This is a genomic window from Streptomyces sp. NRRL S-350, assembly GCF_000719705.1.
Classification (GTDB): domain Bacteria; phylum Actinomycetota; class Actinomycetes; order Streptomycetales; family Streptomycetaceae; genus Kitasatospora.
In genome coordinates, this window is the sequence record NZ_JOHO01000016.1 from 1 (window position 1) to 23,250 (window position 23,250).

The 23,250-nt window shown below is 73.8% G+C and carries 16 protein-coding genes; 9 read left to right on the forward strand and 7 right to left on the reverse strand.

Annotation, left to right across the window (positions count from 1 at the left end):
- The 3 genes from IF30_RS0117185 to trpS all read right to left on the reverse strand — a co-directional run.
- On the reverse strand, nt 1–909 hold a 909-nt coding region (locus IF30_RS0117185; RefSeq protein ID WP_063752665.1), incomplete at its 3' end, for a nucleoside/nucleotide kinase family protein.
- 66 nt (nt 910–975) lie between these two features.
- Nucleotides 976–1,938: a S66 peptidase family protein gene (locus tag IF30_RS0117190; protein ID WP_030238617.1), complete on the reverse strand. Its 963-nt coding sequence runs from the start codon at nt 1,936–1,938 to the stop codon at nt 976–978.
- Nucleotides 1,939–2,099: 161 nt separating this feature from the next.
- A complete protein-coding gene (gene trpS / locus IF30_RS0117195; RefSeq protein ID WP_030238619.1) occupies nt 2,100–3,194 on the reverse strand; it encodes a tryptophan--tRNA ligase in 1,095 nt (364 codons plus the stop codon).
- Between the two features lie 333 nt (nt 3,195–3,527).
- On the opposite strand from trpS, the gene IF30_RS0117200 reads away from it, so the two are divergent.
- Together IF30_RS0117200 and IF30_RS48680 are read left to right on the forward strand one after the other, a co-directional pair.
- Nucleotides 3,528–4,643, forward strand: coding sequence for an ABC transporter substrate-binding protein (locus IF30_RS0117200; protein WP_234322732.1), 1,116 nt, complete (start codon nt 3,528–3,530; stop codon nt 4,641–4,643).
- 305 nt (nt 4,644–4,948) lie between these two features.
- Nucleotides 4,949–6,268, forward strand: coding sequence for a hypothetical protein (locus tag IF30_RS48680; protein ID WP_030238625.1), 1,320 nt, complete (start codon nt 4,949–4,951; stop codon nt 6,266–6,268).
- 93 nt (nt 6,269–6,361) lie between these two features.
- Here IF30_RS48680 and IF30_RS0117210 read toward each other — a convergent pair whose 3' ends face one another.
- Entirely contained in the window at nt 6,362–6,895 is a 534-nt protein-coding gene (locus IF30_RS0117210; RefSeq protein ID WP_030238628.1) for an NUDIX hydrolase, read from the reverse strand.
- 175 nt (nt 6,896–7,070) lie between these two features.
- Between IF30_RS0117210 and IF30_RS41605 the strand changes: the two genes are divergently transcribed.
- Nucleotides 7,071–8,060, forward strand: coding sequence for an ATP-grasp domain-containing protein (locus tag IF30_RS41605; RefSeq protein WP_037900242.1), 990 nt, complete (start codon nt 7,071–7,073; stop codon nt 8,058–8,060).
- 143 nt (nt 8,061–8,203) lie between these two features.
- Here the strand turns inward: IF30_RS41605 and IF30_RS0117220 are convergent, their stop codons facing one another.
- Nucleotides 8,204–12,277, reverse strand: coding sequence for an ABC transporter ATP-binding protein (locus IF30_RS0117220; RefSeq protein WP_234322733.1), 4,074 nt, complete (start codon nt 12,275–12,277; stop codon nt 8,204–8,206).
- A 279-nt stretch (nt 12,278–12,556) separates the two neighbouring features.
- Nucleotides 12,557–13,363: a TetR/AcrR family transcriptional regulator gene (locus IF30_RS0117225; protein WP_078891451.1), complete on the reverse strand. Its 807-nt coding sequence runs from the start codon at nt 13,361–13,363 to the stop codon at nt 12,557–12,559.
- 134 nt (nt 13,364–13,497) lie between these two features.
- Here IF30_RS0117225 and IF30_RS0117230 point away from each other — a divergent pair, with 134 nt between their 5' ends.
- The 4 genes from IF30_RS0117230 (at nt 13,498) to IF30_RS0117245 (ending at nt 20,163) form a co-directional block, all read left to right on the forward strand.
- On the forward strand, nt 13,498–15,222 hold the full coding sequence (locus tag IF30_RS0117230) for a carboxyl transferase domain-containing protein (RefSeq protein ID WP_234322734.1): 1,725 nt from the start codon (nt 13,498–13,500) through the stop codon (nt 15,220–15,222).
- Between the two features lie 219 nt (nt 15,223–15,441).
- Entirely contained in the window at nt 15,442–17,751 is a 2,310-nt protein-coding gene (locus IF30_RS0117235) for a biotin carboxylase N-terminal domain-containing protein (protein WP_037900244.1), read from the forward strand.
- On the forward strand, nt 17,748–18,734 hold the full coding sequence (locus IF30_RS0117240; RefSeq protein ID WP_107054422.1) for a hydroxymethylglutaryl-CoA lyase: 987 nt from the start codon (nt 17,748–17,750) through the stop codon (nt 18,732–18,734). Before IF30_RS0117235 ends, IF30_RS0117240 begins: the two co-directional genes overlap by 4 nt.
- A gap of 238 nt (nt 18,735–18,972) precedes the next feature.
- Nucleotides 18,973–20,163: an acyl-CoA dehydrogenase family protein gene (locus tag IF30_RS0117245; protein WP_030238647.1), complete on the forward strand. Its 1,191-nt coding sequence runs from the start codon at nt 18,973–18,975 to the stop codon at nt 20,161–20,163.
- A gap of 94 nt (nt 20,164–20,257) precedes the next feature.
- Here the strand turns inward: IF30_RS0117245 and IF30_RS0117250 are convergent, their stop codons facing one another.
- Nucleotides 20,258–20,701 (reverse strand): universal stress protein, encoded by a 444-nt coding sequence (locus tag IF30_RS0117250; protein WP_051710503.1) that lies wholly within the window; start codon nt 20,699–20,701, stop codon nt 20,258–20,260.
- 183 nt (nt 20,702–20,884) lie between these two features.
- Between IF30_RS0117250 and IF30_RS49370 the strand changes: the two genes are divergently transcribed.
- A complete protein-coding gene (locus IF30_RS49370; RefSeq protein WP_030238654.1) occupies nt 20,885–21,421 on the forward strand; it encodes a hypothetical protein in 537 nt (178 codons plus the stop codon).
- A 621-nt stretch (nt 21,422–22,042) separates the two neighbouring features.
- Complete coding sequence (locus tag IF30_RS50240; RefSeq protein ID WP_107054427.1) at nt 22,043–23,227, forward strand: HAD family hydrolase; 1,185 nt, start codon at nt 22,043–22,045, stop codon at nt 23,225–23,227.
- The last annotated feature ends 23 nt before the right edge of the window (nt 23,228–23,250 follow it).

Consider the following 23,250-nt stretch of genomic DNA (forward strand, 5'->3'; position numbering starts at 1 on the left):
CCGGTGTCTTCCGGGGCTTGACGCCCTGTCCGACGTTTCAAACTCTAGCCGATCCCCGCCTCGAAAGGCGAATCCAGCCGCAATCCGATAAAACGCACACGCCACAGAAGAACCGAGCCGCGAATCGGAAATGCCGACGCGACCCAGCCCGAACCTGGGAAAGTGGTGTTTCAAAGGATTGGCCGCCCCGGGACCGTCCGCGCAGACGCGTGTCCGGTGCTCCCTGCCGAGCGACTCGGAAACACTACCCCTGACCGCTGCCGGAGGCAAACCGGTCCCGGGGACGGTCCGGGTGCAGAGTGCGCGGCCCCGCTTCACGTACTCGCCGTTGGGGTGGTCGTTGCCGGTCACCCAGCGGCGGGCGGTGGCCTCGTCGCGGCCGCTGTCCCGGTGGCGGCCGAGGAGGCGCTCCTCGCGGACGGCGTCGTCGGTGTCCACGTACCAGAGCTCGCGCAGCAGGCGGCGGGCGTCCGGCCAGGGGGTGTCGGAGGAGACGAGGTAGTTGCCCTCGGTGATGACGAGGCGGGTGTGCGGGCGCACCACGTGGCGGGCTGCGACCGGTTCGTCCAGGGCCCGGTCGAAGTCCGGGACATAGATGTCATGGAAGCGGTCGGCGGCGATGCGGCGCAGCAGGGCGACGTAGCCGTGGGCGTCGAAGGTGGCGGGGGCGCCCTTGCGGTGGGCGAGGCCGAGGCGGTCGAGCTGGGTGCCGGAGAGGTGGAACCCGTCGAGCGGGACGTAGGCCGCGGTGCCCGGCCCTTCGGCCCGCTCGACTTCGGCGACCAGGTGGCGGGCCAGGGTGGACTTTCCGGCGCCGGGCGGGCCGGCGAGTCCGAGGATCGCGCGGGCGTTGCTGCCCGGGCCGTGGAGGAAGCCGAGGGCAAGGGCGGTGAGGCGGTCCTCGTTCATGGCCGCACCTTACTCATCGAGGCTTCTCGACTCACGGGCTCTCGCCGGAGCCGGGGCGCAGGACGGTCAGTCGGACCGTTCGGTGAGGGCGGGCCCGTCCAGTGTGAGCGTGCCGGCATCGGCGTCGAGCACGGCGGGGACGCCGAGCGGGACGGTGAGGGTGGACGGGCAGTGGCCGAAACCGAGCTCCCAGAGCACTGGTACGCCGAGTTCGCCGAGTCGGTCGAGCATCACGTCGCGGACTCGTTCGGGCCGTCCGCAGCCCTCCCAGGAGCCGAGGGCTATGCCGGCCACACCGTCGAGGGCTCCGGAGCGGCGGAACTGGGTGAGGAGGCGGTCCAGCTGGTACGGGTGCTCGTTGACGTCTTCGAGCACCAGGATGCTGCCCGTGTACGAGGGCCGGGCGGCGGGTGTGCCGCGCTCGGAGGCGAGGACGTGGACGCAGCCTCCGGCGGTGACGCCCCGGGCTCGGCCGGGGACGAGCGGGCCGGCCGTGGGTGAGGTGAGGACGGTGGTCGCGGCGGGATCGAAGAGGGTGCGGCGCAGGTGCTCGGCGGTGGGGCGGTCGGAGACGAAGGAGGCGCCGGCGGCCAACGGCCCGTACAGGGTGGCGAGGCCGAGGCGCTGGGCGAAGGCCTCGTGCAGGGAGCTGACGTCGCTGAAGCCGATGAAGGGTTTGGGCCGGGCGGCGCTCATCGCCGTCCAGTCGAGCAGGTCGACCATGCGGTGGACGCCGTAGCCGCCGCGGGCGCATATGACGGCGTCGACGGTCGGGTCGAGCCAGGCGGACTGGAGGTCGACGGCGCGGTCGGCGTCGGTGCCGGCCAGGTATCCGAGCGCGGGGTGGGTGTCGCGGGCGTGCGGGGCGACGGTGACGCGCAGGCCCCAGGAGCGGAGGATCTCGCAGCCGGCGGTGAGGCGTTCCGGTTCGACCGGGCCGCTGGTGGCGACGACGACGATGTGGTCGCCGGGGCGCAGGTGCGACGGGCGGGTCAGCCCCTGGCCGGGTGTGGTCGGGTGCTGGTCCATGGGCCGGGCCGCCTTTCGGGCGCGGGGAGGGGGTCGCGGGCGGCCGCGGTGTGGTCGCGGCCGCCCGTGACGGTATGCCCCCTCGCCGACCGGCCGATGTCCGGGGGGGCGGTGTCCGCCGGTCCGCGGTGTGAAGCCGGGAGGGGCGGGGTGAGCGCTCTTCAGATCGCCCCCATCACCTCCCGGACCTCGGTGAGGGTGGCGTCGGCGACGGCGTTGGCGCGTTCGGCTCCGTCCCGGAGGACCTGCCGCAGGTGGCCGCGGTCGGCGGCGAGGTCGGCGCGGCGGGCGCGCATCGGTCGGAGGTGCTCGTTGACGGACTCGGTGACGGTGCGCTTGAGCGCGGCGGCGCCACGGTCGCCGATCTCCTCGGCGACGGCCTCGGGGGCACGGTCCTGACAGAGCGCGGCGAGCAGGACCAGGCCGGCGACCTCGGGGCGGCCGACCGGGTCGTAGCCGATGCGGCGGTCGGCGTCGGTCCTGGCGCCGCGGATGATCCGGGCGGTCTCGTCCTCGGTGGCGCCCAGGGGGATGGCGTTGCCCCGGCTCTTGCTCATCTTGCCGCCGTCCGTGCCGAGCAGCATGGGGGCGTCCGAGAGGAGGGCCTGCGGGTGGGGGAAGACGGCGCCGCCGTCGGCGTGCGGGTAGCGCTCGTTGAAGCGGCGGGCGACGGTGCGGGCGACTTCGAGGTGGGGCAGCTGGTCCTGGCCGACCGGGACGAGGTCGGCCTTGCAGAAGAGGATGTCGGCGGCCTGGTGGACGGGGTAGGTGAACATCAGTCCGCTGACGGCGGACTGGCGGGAATGGGCGATCTCGTCCTTGACGGTGGGGTTGCGGCTCAGTTCGGCGACGCTCACCAGGCTGAGGAAGGGCAGCAGCAGCTGGTTGAGGGCGGGGACGGCGCTGTGCGCGAAGATCGTCGCCCGCTCGGGGTCGAGGCCGGCCGCGAGGTAGTCGAGGACGAGGTTCTCGGTGTGCTCGGCGAGCCGGTCGGCGAGGTCGCGGTCGGTGATGACCTGGTAGTCGGCGACCACGACGAACAACTCGACGCCCTGGTCCTGCAGGCGGACGCGGTTGCGCAGGGTGCCGAAGTAGTGGCCGAGGTGGAGCGGGCCGGTGGGGCGGTCCCCGGTGAGGACCCTGTGCGCGGCCGGATCGTCGATGAGGCCGGGCGAAACGGCGGCGGTGGCGGCGGTGGTGGTGGGCGGGGTGGTGGCAGGCGTGCTGGTGGCAGCGGTGATGGTCTCGGCGGTCACGGTTTCTCCTCGGTACGGCGGGTGGTGGTGGCCGTCCGGGGCGAGGGGCCCGTCCCGCGTGCGCGGGGAAATGCGACAGGGCCGTCCATCCCGGACGGCCCTGGGCAGGCGAGTGCTGGTGGCCGTCCTAGGACGGCCACCAGCCCAGGCCCACGAAGCGCTTCATGGGCCCGAGCGTACCGTCAGTCCTCTCTCCCGAGCGCGGGAGTATCCCTGCGCGGCATCCCGCCACAGAAGAGTTGCGTTGGGCCCCGGCGGAAGCACCGAGGGTGGCGTCGAGATAGGTTTGCCTCACCTAAGTTCGATCTGTCCCGACCCACGAAGGAGCGTCGCGTGGCCCCCAGCTCCGACGACCCGGCCGTCACCCCCCGCACCCCCAGCCGCCGCAGGCTCCTCACCGCCGGGATCGCCGGCGGGGCGGTGCTCGGCCTCGGCGGGCTACTCACCGCCTGCGGCAGTTCGGGCGGCTCCGGTAGCAGTGGCGGCTCGGGAGGCAGTGGCGGCTCGGCGGCGGGCGGCGGCTCCACGCCCGACCAGAAGTCGGTCAAGCAGGGCGGCGACGACTACGCCGGCGTGATCGAGAAGATGAAGGGCTTCGGCACCGACGCGGCCCCCGGCGTCTACCCGCGCACCGTCAGGCACGCGATGGGCGAGACCGTCATCCCGGCCAAGCCCGCCCGGGTCGTGGTGCTGGACACCGGCGAGCTCGACAACGTCGTCTCGCTCGGCATCCGACCCGTCGGCGTCGTCCACACCGACGGGTCCAAGTCCCTGCCGTCCTACCTCAAGGACAGGGCCGGCAGCCCGACCGCCGTCGGCACCATCAACAGCCTCAACCTGGAGGCGATCGCCGCCCTCAAGCCGGACCTGATCCTCGGCAGCCAGTTGCGTGCCCAGGACCAGTACGCGCAACTGTCCAAGATCGCGCCGACCGTCTTCTCGCTGCGCCCCGGCTACCCCTGGAAGCAGAACTTCCTGCTCAACGCGAGCCCGTTCGGCCTGGGCGCCGAAGCCAAGGCGCAGTTGGACGCGTACCAGGCGGCGGCCACCACGATCGGCGCCGAGCTCGGCGACAAGCGGCCCACCGTCACGCCGCTGCGCTTCATGCCGGGCCGCACCCGGCTCTACGCCGAACTCTCCTTCGTCGGCACCATCCTCACCGACGTGCCGCTGCCGCAGCCCGAGATCGAGCAGGTCAAGGAGCTCGCGGTGGAGGTCAGCCCGGAACAGATCGACAAGGCCGACGCCGACTGGATCTTCTACGGCGTGTACGGCAGCCCCAGCTCTACCAATCAGGACACGGTGCTGGGCGGCGCGCTCTGGAAGACCCTCGGTGCGGTCAAGTCCGGTCAGGCCCGGCCGGTTTCGGACGAGACCTGGTTCCTCGGGCTCGGAGTCCTGGCAGCGAACGCGGTACTCGCCGACCTCAAGGGGTTCGTCGCCCGGTAGTTGACCGCCCACCCGCAGGAGGGGCAGGAGGCAGCGGCGACGGGAACGACGCTGCGGCGGCGATCTCCCGGCGCTCGCAACGTCGTTGCGCGGTGCTGCGGGCGCGGTACGCGGGTACCGCACGCGTAGGACCGGCGTACCGCGCGCCTGGCACCGGCGCACCCACGCGCGTGGCACCGGCGTACCGGACGCGTGGCACCGGCGTACCGGACGCGGTGGTCTCGCGCACACCGCCGGGTTCGACGCTTGGAGCTGGTCGCGCGGTGCGGCAGGATCGTCGGGACCGTCCCCTGAAGGGCCCGCCGATGACCTCACTGCACCCCGCCACGACCGACCCGTCCCAGCCCGGCCCACCCGGGGACAGGACCGGGTCCTCGCCCCCGCCGACCGCGCCCGGGCTGACGTTCGCGGCCGTCCGGATGTGCTCGATCGCGACCGCCGTCGAGGCGGGGGGCCCGGCCGCCTCCGGTTCCTCCGACGGGGTGCTCCGCCACGACTCGGTGCCGCAACCGCGCGGCCGGGAGGATGCGGAGCCGCAAGCCCTCCCCGCAGTGGCCGCCGGCCTGGGCGCGGCTCCGGAGTCCGAGCCGCAGCCGGCCGCGCACAGGGCTCCGGAGGCAAGCTCGGATCCGGCCGCCACTCCTCCGGCGGACAGTGATCCGACCGCGGCACGGCTGCGGGCGGCCTTCGCCGAGCGGCTGCGGGCCGCACGCGCCCAGGGCCGTTCGATCGCCGAGCTGGCGGACGCGTGCCGTCGGCCGGTCGCAGAGGTACTGGCACTGCTCGGCGAGTCGGTCGCTTCGGTCCAGCCGGACCAGTCGAACCAGTCGGACCAGTCGGACCAGTCGGACCAGTCGGACCAGTCGGACCAGTCGGACCGGCCGGCAGAGGCAACCGAGGCAGCCGAGGCGGCTGGGGACGGTGCGGGGGTGCCCGGCTTCGTCCGGTTCCGACCGGACGTCCCGCCGTCGGAGAACGGGCCGTCCGTACCGGCGCCACTTCCGGTGCGCGAAGAGCCACGGACCCCGGGATCCCTGGGCTTGCTGGGCTCTCCGGGCTTCCGGCGGCCGTCACCCTCGCGCCGACTGCGCCGAATGCACCCGCAGGCCGCACCGATCGGGCGGGAGGCGACCGCACGGGAGACGGCCGCGACCGGCCCGCTCGGGGCGGGTTCGCGGGCCGGCACTCCCGGGGCGGGCGAATTCGCCGGCCCCGGGGGAACGGTGGCGGGTCAGGTGCCGTTCGCGGCCGACTCCGCCATGGCCGCCCCCGGCGCCGAGGCCTCCCGGGCCGAAGCTCCGCTCGGCATCCTGATCGGCGGCAGCCCCGGCCAGCCCGACACCGTCGGCCGACCGGAGGAGCGCACGCCGGTCCGGGTGGTGGCAGAGCCGATCAGGGTCGGGCGGGGCACCAGCCTGGTGGTCCTGCCGTCCTGGCGCCCCGCCATCGCCGTCTCCGTCTCCACCGAGCTGCTGCTGTCCGCGACCGGGCTCGGTTTCGAGCAGCTCGCCGGCACCCGGCTGACGGTGCTGATGAACCCCAACGCGCTGCACGACCGGGAGCTGGATCTGCACGGCTGGGAGCCCTGCCCGACCGGGCGTGGCCGACGCGCCGGACGCGGCTGACCAGCCCTCGGACGGCGGTCGGCGGGCAGCGACCGGCCGGCGGCGGACGGGGAGCAGCGACCGGACGGGGAGCAGCGGGCGGGGGCTGGGCGGCTATCGGGCGGCCCGGGCGTTCGGGATGAACCCGAGGTCGACGGGCACCGGTGGGCGCCTGCCGACCGCCCAGTCCTCGCGCACGGCGTCCAGCAGCTCCGGCAGTCGGGGCGGCCAGAGCGCGTCGGCGTTCTCGTCGGCGAGGTCGGCGGGGGTCCACCAGCGCCAGTCGAGTATCCGGTCCACGGCGTGCACCGCGCTGACGTCGCCGACCGGGCCGCGGTGCGGTCCGCCGGTGAGGTAGATGTGCTCGTGCTGGCGGACCGGGGTGCCGTGCCAGGTGAAGTCGTGCTCCCAGGTGCAGAGCAGCGGGCCGGGTTCGAGGTCGGTCCAGCCGGTCTCCTCCCACAGCTCGCGCCGGGCGCCGTCCCGGGGGGACTCGCCCGGTTCCAGTCCGCCGCCCGGCATGGTCCAGTGGACGCCGACCTCGTCGTTGTCCGAACGGAGCAGGAACACCGAGCCGTCGCCGTCCAGGACCACCGTGCGGGCGGCCTGCCGGGGTACGCGCTTGCGGGGACGCAGCAGATTTCGCATCGGATCACTCTCGCAGCGGCCGTCCGGGGCGTCGAGCGGATTGGTCGCGGCGGCCCGGCGCCGGCCGGGGATTCGTGCCCGCAGGGCCGGGTGCGCGGGTGTCGCTTCCGGATTCGCGGGCGCAGGGCCGGATTTCGCGGGCTCGGGAGCTGCCCGGGGCCGTACCCTGACGGCCATGTCCGTTCCCGCGATCATCTTCCCCGCCGATCCGCTCAACCCGCGCCGACCCGACCCGCACTTCGCCTGGGAGGCCCGGCTGTTGCGGGAGTTGGGCGGCGAGCACCACCTGGTCGACCACGACGCGCTGCTCGCGGGGCAGGCCGAGGAGGCGGTGCGGCGGGTGCCGCAGGCCGGCGGCCCGCTCTGGTACCGGGGTTGGATGCTGCCCTCCGCCCGGTACGCCGAGTTCGCCGCCGCGCTCGCCGACCGCGGCGGCAACCTGCTCACCAGCGCGCCCGGCTACGCGACGGCACACGAACTGCCCGGCTGGTACGGCGTGTTCGAGGGGGCGACCCCGGTCAGTGCGTGGATCCCGTCCGACGGGCCGTCGGCACCGCGGCCGGAGGAGCTGGCGGCGGCCGTGGCCCGGCTCGGCGGCCGCGGGCCGGCGATCGTCAAGGACTACGTGAAGTCGCGCAAGCACGAGTGGCACGAGGCCTGCTACGTACCGGAGTTGGCCGATCTGGCAGCCGTCGGCCGGGTGGTGGAACGGTTCGTCGAGCTGCAGGGCGAGTTCCTGGCCGGCGGGGTCGTGCTGCGGCGGTACGAGGAGTTCGAGCGCGCGGGTGGCGGCGCGGAGGATCCGGCCGGTACGAGTGAGGCGAACGGGGGCAGCGGCGCCGACGGCGCCGAACCCGCCGACACCGACGGTGACGACGCGCACGGAGCAGTCGGGCGGCCCGTGGAGGCACGGGTGTGGTGGTTGGACGGTCATCCGGTCCTGGTCGGACCGCACCCGGACGCCCCGCACCGGACGGTCGAGCCGGACCTCACCGACGTCCGGTCGCTGGTCCGGACCCTCGGCTGCCGCTTCATCACCACCGACCTCGCCAACCGGGCCGACGGCTCCGGCTGGCGGGTGGTCGAGGTCGGGGACGGCCAGGTCAGCGACCTGCCGCGCGGGATCGACCCGTCGGGCCTGCTGTCCTCGCTGATCGCCGCCTGACGGGCGCCGCGCGACGGCAGGCCGGGCGATCACCTCACCGGCGATCGCCCGACCGCCCCACCCACGCCCTACCTGACGGTCCGACCGGACGGCCTACCCGGCGGACCTACCTGACGGCCTACCCGGCGGACCTACCTGACGGCCTACCCGGCGGGGACGGCGTCGACCGCCGGATGGCCGTCCGCGATGAACGCCTGCCAGAGCCGGGCGTACGCCCCACCCCGGGCGAGCAGTTCGGCGTGGGTGCCGTCCTCCACCACCCGGCCGTGGTCCAGCACGATCACCCGGTCGGCGCGCTCGGCGGTGGTCAGGCGGTGGGCGATGACCAGGGTGGTGCGGCCGCCGCTGAGCCGGTCCGCGGCCTGGTTGACCGCCGCCTCGGTGGCCAGGTCGAGCGCGGCGGTGGCCTCGTCGAGCAGCAGGATGTCCGGGTCGACCAGCTCGGCCCGGGCCAGCGCGATCAGCTGACGCTGGCCGGCAGAGAGGTTGCGGCCGCGCCCGGCCACCTCGTGGTCGTAGCCCCCGGACAGCCTGACGATCATGTCGTGCGCGCCGACCGACCTGGCCGCCGCCTCGACCTCGGCCGCCGAGGCGCCCGGCCGGCCGTACGCGATGGCCTCGCGGACCGTCCCCGCGAACAGGTACGCCTCCTGCGGCACCACGCCCAGGCGGTGGCGGTACTGCGCGAGGTCGTAGCGGGTGAGGTCGACCCCGTCCACCCGGACGGTGCCCTCGGTCGCGTCGTAGAACCGGGCGACCAGCTTCACCAGCGTCGACTTGCCGGCACCCGTCTCCCCGACCAGCGCCACCGTCTGCCCCGCCGGGATGTGCAGGTCCACCCCGGTCAGCACGGTCGGGGCACCGTCCGCGCCGCCGTTGTAGGCGAAGCCGACGCCCTCGAAACTGATCTCCCCGCGCAGCCCCTTGGGCACCGGGACCGGGTCGGCCGCCTCCGCCGTGGTGGTCGGGGTGCGCAGCAGCTCACGGATCCGGCCGAGACCCACGGAGGCCTGCTGGTAGCCGTCGAAGACCTGGGACAGCTGATTGACCGGCGCGAAGAACAGGTCGATGTAGAGCAGGTACGCGACCAGCGCGCCGACCGTCAGCGTCCCCGCGTCGACCCGGGCGGCACCGACGATCAGCACCAGCGCGGCGGCCACGCTGGAGAGGAACTGGACGAACGGGAAGTACAGCGAGATGTACAGCTGCGCCCGGACCCGGGCCTCCCGGTAGGCGATGCCGCGCGCCACGAAGCGGTCGGTGTTGGTGTCCAGCCGGCGGAACGCCTGGACGATCCGCATGCCGGCCACGTTCTCCTGCAGGTCGGCGTTGACGGCACTGATCAGGTCGCGGGAACGCTCGTACTGGTCCCGGGACTTCCGGCGGAACACCAGGGTGGCGATCACCAGCAGCGGCAGCACGGCGAAGACCACCAGGGCCAGGCCGGTGTCGATGATCAGCAGGGCGGCGAAGATCCCGGCGAAGGTGAGCAGGCTGACCACGGCAGTGACCATGCCGGTCTGCAGGAAGGACGTCAGGGAGTCCAGGTCGGTGGTCATCCTGGTCATGATCCGGCCGGTCAGCTCGCGCTCGTAGTAGTCCAGGCCGAGCCGGTTGAGGTGGGCGAAGATCTTGAGCCGGAGCGTGTAGAGGACGCGTTCTCCGGTACGGCCGCTGACCCTGTTCTCGGCACTCTGCACCAGCCAGTCCAGCAGGACCACGACCAGCGCGGCGAGCGAAGCCACCGCGACGCCGGACATCAGGCCCTTGCGGACGCCCTCGTCGATGCCGTGCCGGATCAGCACCGGCAGGACCAGACCGGACGCCGCGTCCAACGCGACCAGCAGGAGGGCGATGAGCAGCGGAATGCGGAAGGGGCGCAGCAGGCGGCTCAGGGTGAAGTCGGGGTCACCGGCCTCGGCCTCGGCGCGGGGGACGGCCGGGTGGTCGGTGGCGGGCGGGAGGGCTGCCACCTTGGCCAGCAGGTCGGGGTCGGCGGAGCGGGCAGCCTTCGCCAGGGCGGGGGTGGGGAGGTCGGGGACGGGGAGGTCCGGGGCGGTGGGGGCGGCGGCGGTTCCCGGCGCCGACGCCTGCTCGACGGGCGGGGAGGCCTCCGGCTCGGTCCGCGCATCGGCCGGTGTTCCGGCCACTGTTCCGGCCGGTGATTCGGCTCGCGATTCGGTTGGCTGCCCGGTGGTGCGTCCCGCCTCGGGGTCGGTGATCAGCGCCCGGTACTGGGGACATCGGGCTTCGAGTTCCTCGTGGGTACCGATGTCCAGCAGGCGGCCGCGCTCCAGGACCGCGATCCGGTCGGCGAGCTGGAGGGTCGAACGGCGGTGGGCGATCAGCAGCGTGGTGCGGCCGGTCATCACCGAGCGCAGCGCGTCGTGGATCTCCGCCTCGATCTGCGGGTCCACCGCCGAGGTGGCGTCGTCCAGCAGCAGGATCCGGGGGTCCGTGAGGATCGCCCGGGCCAACGCGATGCGCTGGCGCTGCCCGCCGGAGAGGGTCAGGCCCTGCTCGCCGACCCTGGTCTCGTAGCCGTCCGGGAGGGCACGGACGAACTCGTCGGCCTGGGCGGCCCGCGCGGCGGCGACGATCTGCTCGTCCGTGGCGTCCGGGCGGCCGTACGCGATGTTGGTGCGGACCGACTCGGAGAAGAGGAAGCTCTCCTCGGGCACGATGCCGACCGCCGCCCGAACCGAGTCCAGCGTGAGGTCGCGCAGGTCATGGCCGTAGAGGCGGACGGTGCCGGCGGCCGGGTCGTAGAACCGGGGCACCAGCTGCGCCACCGTCGACTTGCCGGAGCCGGAGGCGCCGACCAGGGCCAGGGTCTCCCCGGGGGCCAGCGTCAGGCTGAGGCCGTGCAGCACGGGGGCGGGGTGCTCGGGGTCGTAGCGGAACTCGACCTGGTCGAACTCCAGGGCGACGTCGGGCGTGCGAGGGCCGACGGCGGCGGCGGTGGTGGCTGAGGTGGGGGTGAGGGCGGGGGTGAGGTCGAGATCCAGGGCCAGCGCGTCCGGACGTTCCTGGACCAGCGGGCGCTCGTCGATCAGCTGCAGCACGCGTTCCACGCCCGCACGCGCCTGCTGACCGACCGTGATGACCATGGTCAGCATCCGCACCGGGCCGGTCATCTGGGCGACGTAGGTGGAGAAGGCGACGAAGGTGCCGAGGGAGACCCTGCCGTCGACCGCCAGCCAGCCGCCGAAGGCCAGGACGGCGACCTGGGCGAGGGCCGGTATCGCCTGCATCGCCGGGTTGTACCGGGCGTTGAGCCGGATCGACCGGAGGCGGGCGGCGAAGAGGTCGTGGGAGGCCCGTTCCAGCTTGTCCAGCTCCTGGGCCTCCTGGCCGAAGCCCTTGACGACCCGGACGCCGCCGATCGCCCCGTCCACCACGCCCGCGACGGCGGCCGCCTCCTGCTGGGCCGCCCAGGTGGCCGGGAACAGGCGCTTGCGACTGAGCACCGAGACCCACCACAGGGCGGGGGCCATGACCAGGGCGACCAGGGTGAGCGGCGGGGACAGCCAGACCATCACGGCCACCGACATGACGAACATCAGCAGGTAGCCGGTCATCATGGGCAGCATCGACAGCAGGCCGTTCACCAGCTGGAGGTCCGAGGTCGCGCGCCCGACCACCTGACCGGTGTCCAGCCGGTCCTGGCGGTGGCCGTCGAGCCGGCCGAGCGAGCGGAACAGGTCGCTGCGCATGTCGTGCTGGACGTCGAGGGCGAGTTGGCCGCCGTAGTAGCGGCGGACCTGGGTGCAGCCGAACACCACGACGGCGCCGAGCAACAGCACCACCGCCCAGGGCGCCAGCGAACGGGTGTGGGCGACGATCACGTCGTCGATGATCACCTTCGTGACCAACGGCACCAGGGCGGTGACGGCCATGCCGAGGAGTGAGGCGCCGAACGCGAACAGCAGGCTTCGACGGGACCGCCAGCTGTAGCCGACCAGACGGCGCAGCCAGCCGGCGGGCTCGGCGCGCTCGCTGTCGAGGCCCGGGTTCCCGCTGGTCCCGGCTGCGGTGGTCCCGGCTGCGGGGGCCGCGTCGGGGGCCGCGGCGGCGGTGGTCGCGGCGGCGGTGGTCCCGGCGGCGGGGGCCGCGTCGGCGGTCTGCGAGCTGTCGACGGGGACCTCCGGAGTCGAGCCGGAGGCCGGCGAGCCGCTCGGGGATTGCTCGACCGTGGGTCCGTGAGTCTCAGGCATATTTAGGGATGCTAACCATTTCGTCGGGTGGTCGCCACGGCGTTTCCGCCCCTGGTGGGTTCGGGGCGGGCCGGGCAGCCCGGATCGTCCGGTCCGGCGGACTGACCAACAGCCTGCGGTCTGCGGTGATTCCCGATCGAACGCCCACACGACCCCGCGCGACCACCGTCGCCCGCCGCCCGCATCCCAGGGTCGCCGATCACCCGCCTCACGCCCAGCGACCAGGGGTGGGAGGACGCCCTCCTTTGGCCCTATAGGCCTCCCGACCGGCGCAGCGCATCAGGCGTCCATGGGCACCGAGTCCGCGGCGGCCGAACCCGCAGACGTCGAACCTGCGCACGTCGAACCCGCAGGCGACGAACCCGCGGCTGCCGCATCCGCGGTCGTCGAACCCGCTGCCGCATCCGCAGCGGCCGCGAACGCACCGTGGGCGAGATGGTGCAGCAGCGCGGCCATGCCGTCACGCTGAAGGCCCGAGCGCTCGCCGTGGCCGGAACGCTCACCCCCGCGGCTCTCGGCGCCGGCCCGCTCAGCCCCGGGACGCTCGCCCTGTCCGGGGTTCGAGCCGAGACTGTGCGGAGTCGAGTTGATCAGACCGAAGACGGCGTGGACGGCGGCCCGCGCCACCGGCTCGGCGGCGGGGTCGGCGAGCGGCGGGTAGGCCTGCCGGACCACGTCCACCCACAGCTCCACGTAGCCGCGCTGGAGCCGACGGACGGTGCGGCGGTCCTCCTCCTTGAGGTTCAGCAGCTCGCGGTCGTGCAGGGTGATGAGGTCGCGGTCGTCCAGGGCGAAGTCGACGTGGCCGCCGATGAGCGCGTCCAGGGCGGCTCCGGGGCCCTCGCCGCCGCCCGCCCGGCGGCGCCCCTCCTCCAGCAGGCGCTCACTGATGCCGATCAGCAGGTCGGCGAGCATCGCGTCCTTGCCGGCGAAGTGGCGGTAGAGCCCGGGGCCGCTGATCCCGACGGCCTTGCCGATCTCGTCCACGCCCACGCCGAGGAAGCCCCGGGCGGCGAACAGCCGCGCGGCCTCCTGGCGGATCTGGTCGCGGCGTGGGAGCGCGGAGGTTGCGGGGACGTTCGGCATGCTGCCCATCGTAGACAGTGAGGTTATCGGCCGTTAACCTGGGCGGCGTAAGTTAACGTTAATTAACGTGGGATCCCATGGGCGCACCACACCCGGCCGCCCACTCGGTGCCGAGGGCAAGGGAGCTCTTGGAAATGGTCATCTCCACCGCCGGTGCAGCCACCGGCGTTCATTTCGGCACGGCGAACGGCACGGCGAACGGCTCCGCCGCGGCGCCGGGTGCCGTTCCGCCCGGAGCCGCCGCACCGGCGCCCCGGCTGGGCACCTCCGTCGACCCGGGCTCCGCGGCCTACCGTGCCAACACCGAGGCGCACCAGGCCCTGGTCGCCGAACTGCGCGCGAAGCTCGACACGGCCTCGCTGGGCGGCGGCGCCAAGGCCCGCGCCCGGCACACCTCCCGCGGCAAGCTCCTCCCCCGCGACCGGGTGGACACCCTGCTCGACCCGGCCTCGCCCTTCCTGGAGCTGGCCCCGCTGGCCGCCGACGGCATGTACGACGGGGCGGCGCCCGCAGCCGGGGTGATCGCCGGAATCGGCCGGGTCGCGGGACGCGAGGTGGTGGTGGTCGCCAACGACGCCACCGTCAAGGGCGGCACCTACTACCCGATGACGGTGAAGAAGCACCTGCGCGCCCAGGAGGTCGCGCTGGAGAACCGGCTGCCCTGCGTCTACCTGGTGGACTCCGGCGGCGCCTTCCTGCCGATGCAGGACGAGGTCTTCCCGGACCGCGACCACTTCGGCCGGATCTTCTACAACCAGGCCCGGCTCTCCGCTGCCGGAATCCCGCAGATCGCCGCCGTGCTCGGCTCCTGCACGGCCGGCGGCGCGTACGTCCCGGCGATGAGCGACCAGGCCGTGATCGTCCGCAACCAGGGCACGATCTTCCTGGGCGGGCCGCCGCTGGTGAAGGCCGCCACCGGCGAGGTGGTCACCGCCGAGGAGCTGGGCGGTGGCGAGCTGCACTCCCGCACCTCCGGTGTGACGGACCACCTGGCCGAGGACGACGCCCACGCCCTCTCGATCGTCCGCACCATCGTCGCCGGGCTCGGCCCGCGAGCGGCCAAGCCCTGGCCGCTCGCCCCGGTCGAGCCGCCGGCCGTGGACCCGGCGGGCCTCTACGGGGCTGTTCCGGTCGACCCGCGCACGCCCTACGACGTGCGTGAGGTGATCGCCCGGCTGGTGGACGGCAGCCGCTTCGCCGAGTTCAAGGCCGAGTACGGCGCGACCCTGGTCACCGGCTTCGCCCGGATCCACGGCCACCCCGTCGGCATCGTCGCCAACAACGGCGTGCTGTTCTCCGAGTCGGCCCTCAAGGGCGCCCACTTCATCGAACTGTGCGACCAGCGCGGCATCCCCCTCCTCTTCCTGCAGAACATCACCGGGTTCATGGTCGGCCGACAGTACGAGGCGGGCGGCATCGCCAAGCACGGCGCCAAGATGGTCAACGCCGTCGCCTGCACCCGGGTCCCGAAGCTGACCGTGGTGGTCGGCGGCTCGTACGGAGCCGGCAACTACTCGATGTGCGGCCGGGCCTACTCGCCCCGCTTCCTGTGGATGTGGCCGGGCGCCAAGATCTCCGTGATGGGCGGCGAGCAGGCGGCCTCCGTCCTCGCCACCGTCCGCCGCGACCAGCTGGAGGCGCACGGCGAGCAGTGGCCGACCGAGGCGGAGGAGGAGTTCAAGCGCCCCGTCCGCGAGCAGTACGAGCGCCAGGGCAGCGCCTACTACGCCACCGCCCGGCTCTGGGACGACGGTGTGATCGACCCGATGGACACCCGCACCGTCGTCGGGCTCGCGCTCACCGCCTGCGCCAACGCCCCGCTGACGCCACCCGCTCCGTACGGCGTCTTCCGCATGTGATGCCGCCCCGCGACACCCCTGATCGTCGCCCCTGCTCGTCACCGCTGCGTCCGTGACGCTCGCGTCCGGGGCGCCGCCTTCCGGGGCGCCACCTTCCGGGTGTGCCTCCCGAGGCTCCGGTCCGGCTCCCCCGGCTCCGGTCCGGCCCCGGGCCGGCGCCCCGGCCGCCCACCACCACCTCCTTCGTACGGCTCCCCTCGACCCGGAGGAACGCCTCCCATGTTCGACACAGTTCTGGTCGCCAACCGCGGTGAGATCGCCCTCCGGGTGATCCGCACCCTGCGGCGGCTCGGTGTCCGCTCGGTCGCCGTGTTCAGCGACGCGGACGCCGACGCTCCGCACGTCCGTGAGGCCGACGTCGCAGTCCGGCTCGGCCCGGCAGACCGCAGCGACAGCTCGGCGGCCGAGACCTACCTGCGGACGGACCAGATCCTCGCCGCCGCCCGCCGCACCGGCGCTCAGGCCGTCCACCCCGGCTACGGCTTCCTCGCCGAGAACGCCGGCTTCGCCCGCGCCTGCGCCGACGCGGGCCTCGTCTTCATCGGTCCACCTCCCGGTGCGGTCGAACTGATGGGTGACAAGATCAACGCCAAGGAGGCCGTCCGGGCCGCCGGCGTCCCGGTGGTTCCCGGCAGCCAGGCCACCGCGCCCACCGACGGGGATCTCGTCGCCGCCGCCGACGAGATCGGCTACCCCGTGCTGCTCAAGCCGTCCGCCGGCGGCGGCGGCAAGGGCATGCGCCTCGTGCGCGACCGGGCCGACCTGCCCACCGAGATCGCCGCCGCCCGCCGCGTCGCCCGGACCGCCTTCGGCGACGACACCCTCCTGTTGGAGCGCTGGATCGACCGGCCGCGCCACATCGAGGTGCAGGTGCTGGCCGACGCCCACGGCACCACCGTCCACCTCGGCGAGCGCGAGTGCAGTCTGCAGCGCCGCCACCAGAAACTGATCGAAGAGGCTCCCTCCGTTCTGCTCAATGCCGAGACCCGCGCCGCGATGGGCGCCGCGGCCGTCCGCGCCGCGGAGTCATGCGGCTACACCGGGGCCGGCACCGTGGAGTTCATCGTCCCCGGCATCGACCCGAACGCCCCCGCCTCCGCCGCGGAGGGGGTGCGGGACTTCTTCTTCATGGAGATGAACACCCGTCTCCAGGTGGAACACCCCGTCACCGAACTCGCCGTCGCCGTCGGCGCCGACGCGGCCCGGCTCGACCTCGTCGAGTGGCAGCTCCGCGTCGCCGCCGGTGAACCGCTCTCCTTCACCCAGCCCGACATCTCCTTCCTGGGCCACGCCATCGAGGCCCGCATCTGCGCCGAGGACCCGGAACGGGACTTCCTGCCCACCGGCGGCCGCATCCTCACCCTGGACGAACCCCGGGGCGAGGGCATCCGCGTCGACTCCGGGGTCGCCCCCGGAACCGTCGTCACCAGCGCCTACGACCCCATGCTCGCCAAGGTCATCGCGTACGGGCCCGACCGCCCGACCGCGCTGCGCCGACTCCGCGCCGCGCTGGCCGACACCCGCATCCTGGGCGTCACCACCAACACCGGCTTCCTGCGCCGACTCCTCGCACACCCCGAGGTCGTCGCCGGACGACTGGACACCGGCCTGGTGGAGCAGACGGCCCAGCAGCAGCCAGCCCTGCTCACCGCGCCGTACTCACCCACCAACCCGACCGCCCCGGCCGAGGCCACGGCGCCCGCCCACCCCGGGAACGGAACCGACGCCGCGCCGGCCGAACTGCCGTCGCCCACCCACCTCCTCTACTACGCGGCCGCGCTGGCACGGCACCTGGGACTCACCCCGGCCGCCGACCCCGGCGGTTGGACCGACCCGTTCTCCCTTCCCTCCGGCTGGCGCCTCGGCGGCACGCCCGCCTGGACGACCCACCGACTCCGTACCCCCGGCCAGGATCCGGTCTCGGTGCGCATCCGTTCGATCACTGCGGGCAACGTAGCGGATGCCACTGACAAATCCACCGAGCTCACCCGCGAGGTGGAGCTCCGGCTCGACGCCGGACCGGTGCACGGCGCCCGCGTGACCCTGGCGGGCGACCGGCTGCACCTGACCGTCGACGGCCTGCAGACCACGTTCTCGCTGGCCACCGACGCCTCCCCCGGCCTCGCCGCCGGCCCGGTGACCTGGCTCGGCGTCGAGGGCGACGCCTGGCCGCTGCACGCCTACGACCCCGCCGTCGAGAGCGCCGCCGGGGCCGGCGCGCACCACGGCGGCCTGACCGCCCCGATGCCCGGCACCGTCACCGTCGTCAAGACCGCGGCGGGAGAGACCGTCCGCAAGGGCCAGCCCCTGCTCGTGCTGGAGGCCATGAAGATGGAACACGTGATCGCCGCGCCGCACGACGGCGTGGTGGCCGAACTGCGCGTCACCGCGGGCGCCACCGTCGCGATGGAGGACCTGCTGGTCGTGGTCGCCCCGGTCGAGGAGACCGCGACCGGGGCCGGCGCGGTCGCGGGCGCCCCGGCTGAGCCGGCCGCCGCCCCCGCCGAGCCCGCGGAGGTGCGGTCGTGACCGCCGCCGCCCACGAGCCCGACGCCCTCGACCTGGGCCTGCCGGCCCCGGTCCGCGCCCCCGGCCTGCCCGAGGAGGTCCGCATCCACGAGGTCGGGCCGCGCGACGGACTGCAGAACGAGGGCTCCCTGGTGCCGGTCGAGGTCAAGGCCGAGTTCATCGCCCGGCTCGCGGCGGCCGGGCTGCGCACCGTCGAGGCCACCAGCTTCGTTCACCCGAAATGGGTACCGCAGCTGGCCGACGCCGAGGACCTGATGCCCCGGCTCGCCGACCTGCCGGGACGCCACCCCGGTCTGCGGCTGCCGGTCCTGGTGCCCAACGAGCGGGGCCTGGACCGCGCGCTCGCCCACCACGCCACGGACATCGCGGTGTTCGCCAGCGCCACCGAGACCTTCGCCCGCCGCAACCTCAACCGCTCGGCGGACGAGGCCATGGAGATGTTCCGCCCGGTCGTGACGCGGGCCGCCGAAGCGGGCGTCACGGTCCGCGGCTACCTCTCGATGTGCTTCGGCGATCCGTGGGAGGGGCCCGTGCCCGTCCCCCAGGTGGTCCGGTACGGCGTCCAGCTGCTGGAGATGGGCTGCTCGGAGCTGAGCCTCGGCGACACCATCGGCGTGGCCACCCCGGGCCAGGTCGGCGCGCTGCTGGCGGGCTTCGCGCAGGCCGGGGTGCCCGCCGGCCGGCTCGCCGTGCACTTCCACGACACCTACGGCCAGGCGCTCAGCAACACCCTGGCCGCGCTTCGGGAGGGCGTCACCACCGTGGACGCCTCGGCGGGCGGCCTGGGCGGCTGCCCGTACGCGAAGAGCGCCACCGGCAACCTGGCCACCGAGGACCTGGTCTGGATGCTGCACGGGCTGGGCATCCGCACCGGCGTCGACCTGCGCGCGCTGGTCGCGACCAGCGGATGGATGGCGGGGCGCCTCGGCCGCCCCAGCCCATCCCGCACCGTCCAGGCGCTGCTCGGCGCCGCCGGGGGCTGACCTCGGCCGCGCTCCCGCCCTGCCCCGTTCCACCCACCCCCGCACCACCCCGGCACCATCCCCGCTCCGCCCCTGCTCCGGCGCCGGCCGCGCCCGTACGGTCCGTTCGGCGCCGCACACCGCTCATCTCATCGCACTCATCCCTCAAGCACACCGTGCGACCGTCACACCGTCAGACGGACGCCGGTCATCCCGCTCACGCCCGCGGCCACCCCGGCCGGGCCTCAGGAGGATCACCATGTTCGACCACCGGCTCAGCAGCGAGTACGAGGAACTGCGGCGCACCGTCGCCGAGTTCGCCCAGGACGTGGTGGCGCCGAAGATCGGCGGGTTCTACGAGCGGGAGGAGTTCCCCTACGAGATCGTCCGCGAGATGGGGCGGATGGGCCTCTTCGGCCTGCCCTTCCCGGAGGAGTACGGCGGCATGGGCGGCGACTACTTCGCCCTCGGCATCGCCCTGGAGGAACTCGCCCGCGTCGACTCCTCGGTGGCGATCACGCTGGAGGCCGGCGTCTCGCTCGGCGCGATGCCGATCCACCGCTTCGGCACGGAGGAGCAGAAGCGGGAGTGGCTGCCCCGGCTGACCTCCGGCGAACTCCTCGGCGCCTTCGGCCTGACCGAGCCGGAGGGCGGCTCGGACGCCGGGGCCACCCGCACCACCGCGCGGTACGACGAGACCACCGACGAGTGGGTCATCAACGGCACCAAGTGCTTCATCACCAACTCCGGTACCGACATCACCGGCCTGGTCACCGTCACCGCGCTCACCGAACCGATCGCTCGTTCGAGTGAAGAAGGCGAATTCCGCTCGCCCACGCGGGAGATCTCCTCCATCATCGTGCCCACCGGGACCCCCGGATTCCAGGTCTCGAAGAAGTACTCGAAGGTCGGGTGGAACGCATCCGACACCCGCGAACTGTCCTTTACCGACTGCCGCGTTCCCGCGGCCAACCTGCTGGGCGAGCGTGGCCGAGGCTACGCCCAGTTCCTGCGGATCCTCGACGAGGGCCGCATCGCGATCGCGGCCCTGGCCACCGGCCTGGCCCAGGGGTGCGTCGACGAGTCCGTGAAGTACGCCGGCGAGCGCCGCGCCTTCGGCCGGCCGATCGGCGCCAACCAGGCCGTCCAGTTCAAGCTTGCCGACATGGAGCTGCGCGCCCACACCTCCCGCCTGGCCTGGCGGGACGCCGCCTCCCGGATGCTGCACGGTGAACCGTTCAAGAAGGAGGCCGCGATCGCGAAGCTGTACTCGTCGGAGGCCGCCGTCGACAACGCCCGCGAGGCGACCCAGATCCACGGCGGGTACGGCTTCATGAACGAATTCCCGGTCGCCCGCTTCTGGCGCGACAGCAAGATCCTGGAAATCGGGGAGGGCACGTCGGAGGTTCAGCGCATGCTCATCGCCCGGGAGCTCGGCATGACGTCCTGAGCCGAGCCCGCCGGGGCAACGCCCCGCTCCCCAACCGATGTTGGGGAGCGGCCCACGGTGGAGGAGGCGACAGGGGACGGTCCGGAACGGACCGTCAGGGAATCACGATCACCGGGCGGTTGGCCCGCCGCGCCAGCCGCCCGGAGACCGACCCGAAGATCTTGCCGAGCAGGCCGTGCGTCGTGCCGACGACGATCGCGTCGGCGGCGTACTCACGGCCGACCTCCTCGATCTCGTGGCAGATGTCGCCGCCGCGCTCGATCAGGACCCACGGCACCCCGGCGAGGAAGTCCGCACAGGCGAGCTCCAAACCGAGGACCTCGGTCCGGTGGTCGGGGAGGTCGACGAAGACGGGAGGCTCACAGCCCGCCCAGACCGTCGCGGGCAGGCGGTTGGCGACGTGCACGATGACCAGGCCGCACTGCGATCGGCGTGCCATGCCGACCGCGTAGGCAAGGGCGCGCTCGCTCGACAGTGAGCCGTCGAATCCGACCACCACGCCGTGCTGGAACACCGGGTCGAGCGGGGGCGCGGGCATCTCCTGCGCGGACGAGTCGGTGCGCCCGTCGAACCCGCCGGCCGCACCGGGAGCCGTCTCCGGGCGCTCGGCGCCCGGGCCGAGGCGGCCCGTCACCGGACGCCCCCCAGGGCCGACCGGAGGCTCGCCGCGCCGCTCGTGGGGCCGGGAACGGTCACGGCGGGAGAGACTGCCGCGGCGGGAATGGCCGCCCCGGCGGGCGAGGCCGCGCAGAGCGCGCGCGACGCCCTGGGCGTCGCCACTCCCCGCTGCTTCGTTCCTGTCGTCGTGGCTCCCGACGGGTTCGCTCCCGGGGCCGTCGTTCGCAGGAGCCGGCTCGGCAGGCCGGGCTGCTTCGACAGCGTCGGCGCGCTGTTCACCGCCCACTCGGCCGGACGGGATGCGCGACCCAGCCTCGTCGGGCGCGTCAGCGCGCCCGCCGGACGGCTCGACGACGAACGGCTCGATGACGGCCTCGACCACGGTCCGCTCAACGACGGCCGGCTCGGCGACGGAGCCGTCGGCGGCAGCGCCGACGCGCTCGGCAGCATGCTGCCCGTCGACCGGGCCGGGGGTCGTGCGCACGCCGTCTCTCCCGGTCCCTGCGCCCGCGCTGGGGGGCGTGTCCGGTTCGACCGGTCGGGGAGGCTCAAAACCAGCCATGGCTCACGGCTCTTCGATGGAGAGGGGCCGACAGAAGAGGACAACGCTGCCCGGGCAGCAGGCCCGCCCACGGGATGACGTCGGTGTGAGCCGCGCAGCACCGTATGGACCTGTTCCTTTCAGAGTACGACTCAGGGTACGACGAGCGTGGGGCGGAGCCCACCGGCGAAGCCCCGGACCGACCTTGTTCCCACGATCGTGGGATGCGCCCGCCGTGGCAGTGCGCCTTCCCGCGGGCGGTCGCGCCCCTCCGGAGAGGAGGTTCCCTGGAGCTTGACTGAGCGGACCGGGCGGCGCAACAGGCCCCCGGGAGACCGTGACCGGACTGTCATGGATCGGCGACGATCCGTAGCGACGCGTCGCGGATCCGTTACGCCCCACCGCTCCTGGCAGGCCTCTCCCAGCACAGTCGCCCGGCATCTCCCCATGTCCCGCAGGTCCCATGAGTCCTACGCGTTGCATGAGTCCTACGCGTTCCGCGAGTCCCACGCGCCCCACACGTCCCGTTGGCTCCTGTTGGCCCCGGGCATTCCGTACGCCCCACGCGCCCCGTCCGGCCCGCACGCCCTGGCCCGTCCCGAGCCTGCGCAGGATCCGTACGTCAGGTGTCGGAACCCGTTTCAGCCACTTCGTACGGCTTCGCGACGGGCTCTGGCATTTGCCAAACGCATAGGCGCGGGCGCTGGCACCATGCTCGGCATGCCCCTGCTCCTGTTCGACCTCGACAACACGCTGCTCCCCCGCGACGCCGCCTTCCGGGCCTGGGCGCAGGACTTCCTGTCCGAACACGACCTGCCGCCCGGCGACGTCGACTGGTTCGTCACCCTCGACGGCGGCGGCTACGTACCGCGCAGCACCGTACTGTCCGCGGTCCGGCGCCGCTACGGTCTGGACGTCTCCACCGAGTTCCTGCTCGCCCACTACCGACGTGGCATCAACTCCCACATCCACTGCCCGCCGCGGCACGTCGAGGCGCTGCGGGTGGCGCGGGCGGCCGGGTGGACGCTCGGGATCGTGAGCAACGGCGGTACCCGCCCGCAGTTGGAGAAGATCCGGCGGACCGGACTGGGGCCGCTGGTCGACGGCTGGGTCATCTCCGAGGAGGCGGACTGCGTCAAGCCGGACCCGCTGATCTTCGAGATGGCCGCGCAGCGGTGCGGCATCGCGCCCACCGGGGATTGGACCGCGCACACCTGGATGGTCGGGGACCACGCGCCCGCCGACATCGCCGGTGCCGAGCTGACCGGGCTGCGCAGCGTCTGGCTGCACCACGGCCGGCCGTGGGCGGAGAGCGGCTACCGGCCGACGCTCAAGGCGGCCGGGCTGCCGGAGGCCGTCGGCCAGGTGCTCGCCGCGCGCAACGCGCCCTCGCCCCGGCCGGGGATCCGGGCGGGCGGGGCCGGGCGGCGGGGGGCCGTCGGGGTGTCGGCACGGTCCGGAGCGCTGGTCGGCGCACGGTCCGGCGCGCGCCCGTCGGTGGCCGCCCCGGAGGGCCCGAGTGCGCCCGTTCCTGCGGGCGTCGGGGCGGGCGGTGTGTCGGGTGGGCCGACGGGTTCGGCAGCCGAGTCCGGTGTCCGAAACCGATCCGGCGGGTTTGCCGTGATCGCCGTCGCCGGCCTCGGCCCGGGAGCTGTCGCGGGCTCGGGATCGGTCGCGGGCCCGGGAGCAGCCGCGGGCTCGGGAGCGGTCGCGGGCGCGCGGGCGGGTGCCGCACCGGATCCGGGCGTGGAGGGGCGCCGGGCCGCCCCGGCCGTGCGCCCGTCGCCGCTCCGCCCGGTGGCCGACGGGGCGCTGCCCGCCCGGACGGTCTTCGCCGCGGAGGCCCCTCCGGCGGCGGCCGTCACCACAGCACGTGCAGCAGCCGGGGTGGCTGCCGGACAGTAGCGCCCGCCCCGCACGCCGCGGGG

Excerpts from the sequence above, each read along its gene's own strand:
- IF30_RS0117190 (WP_030238617.1), bottom strand. The coding sequence starts at position 1,938 with ATGGACCAGCACCCGACCACACCCGGCCAGGGGCTGACCCGCCCGTCG.
- IF30_RS48680 (WP_030238625.1), top strand. The coding sequence starts at position 4,949 with ATGACCTCACTGCACCCCGCCACGACCGACCCGTCCCAGCCCGGCCCA.
- IF30_RS0117210 (WP_030238628.1), bottom strand. The coding sequence starts at position 6,895 with ATGCGAAATCTGCTGCGTCCCCGCAAGCGCGTACCCCGGCAGGCCGCC.
- IF30_RS41605 (WP_037900242.1), top strand. The coding sequence starts at position 7,071 with ATGTCCGTTCCCGCGATCATCTTCCCCGCCGATCCGCTCAACCCGCGC.
- IF30_RS0117220 (WP_234322733.1), bottom strand. The coding sequence starts at position 12,277 with ATGCCTGAGACTCACGGACCCACGGTCGAGCAATCCCCGAGCGGCTCG.
- IF30_RS0117225 (WP_078891451.1), bottom strand. The coding sequence starts at position 13,363 with ATGCCGAACGTCCCCGCAACCTCCGCGCTCCCACGCCGCGACCAGATC.
- IF30_RS0117230 (WP_234322734.1), top strand. The coding sequence starts at position 13,498 with ATGGTCATCTCCACCGCCGGTGCAGCCACCGGCGTTCATTTCGGCACG.
- IF30_RS0117235 (WP_037900244.1), top strand. The coding sequence starts at position 15,442 with ATGTTCGACACAGTTCTGGTCGCCAACCGCGGTGAGATCGCCCTCCGG.
- IF30_RS0117245 (WP_030238647.1), top strand. The coding sequence starts at position 18,973 with ATGTTCGACCACCGGCTCAGCAGCGAGTACGAGGAACTGCGGCGCACC.
- IF30_RS0117250 (WP_051710503.1), bottom strand. The coding sequence starts at position 20,701 with ATGCCCGCGCCCCCGCTCGACCCGGTGTTCCAGCACGGCGTGGTGGTC.
- IF30_RS49370 (WP_030238654.1), top strand. The coding sequence starts at position 20,885 with ATGGCCGCCCCGGCGGGCGAGGCCGCGCAGAGCGCGCGCGACGCCCTG.
- IF30_RS50240 (WP_107054427.1), top strand. The coding sequence starts at position 22,043 with ATGCCCCTGCTCCTGTTCGACCTCGACAACACGCTGCTCCCCCGCGAC.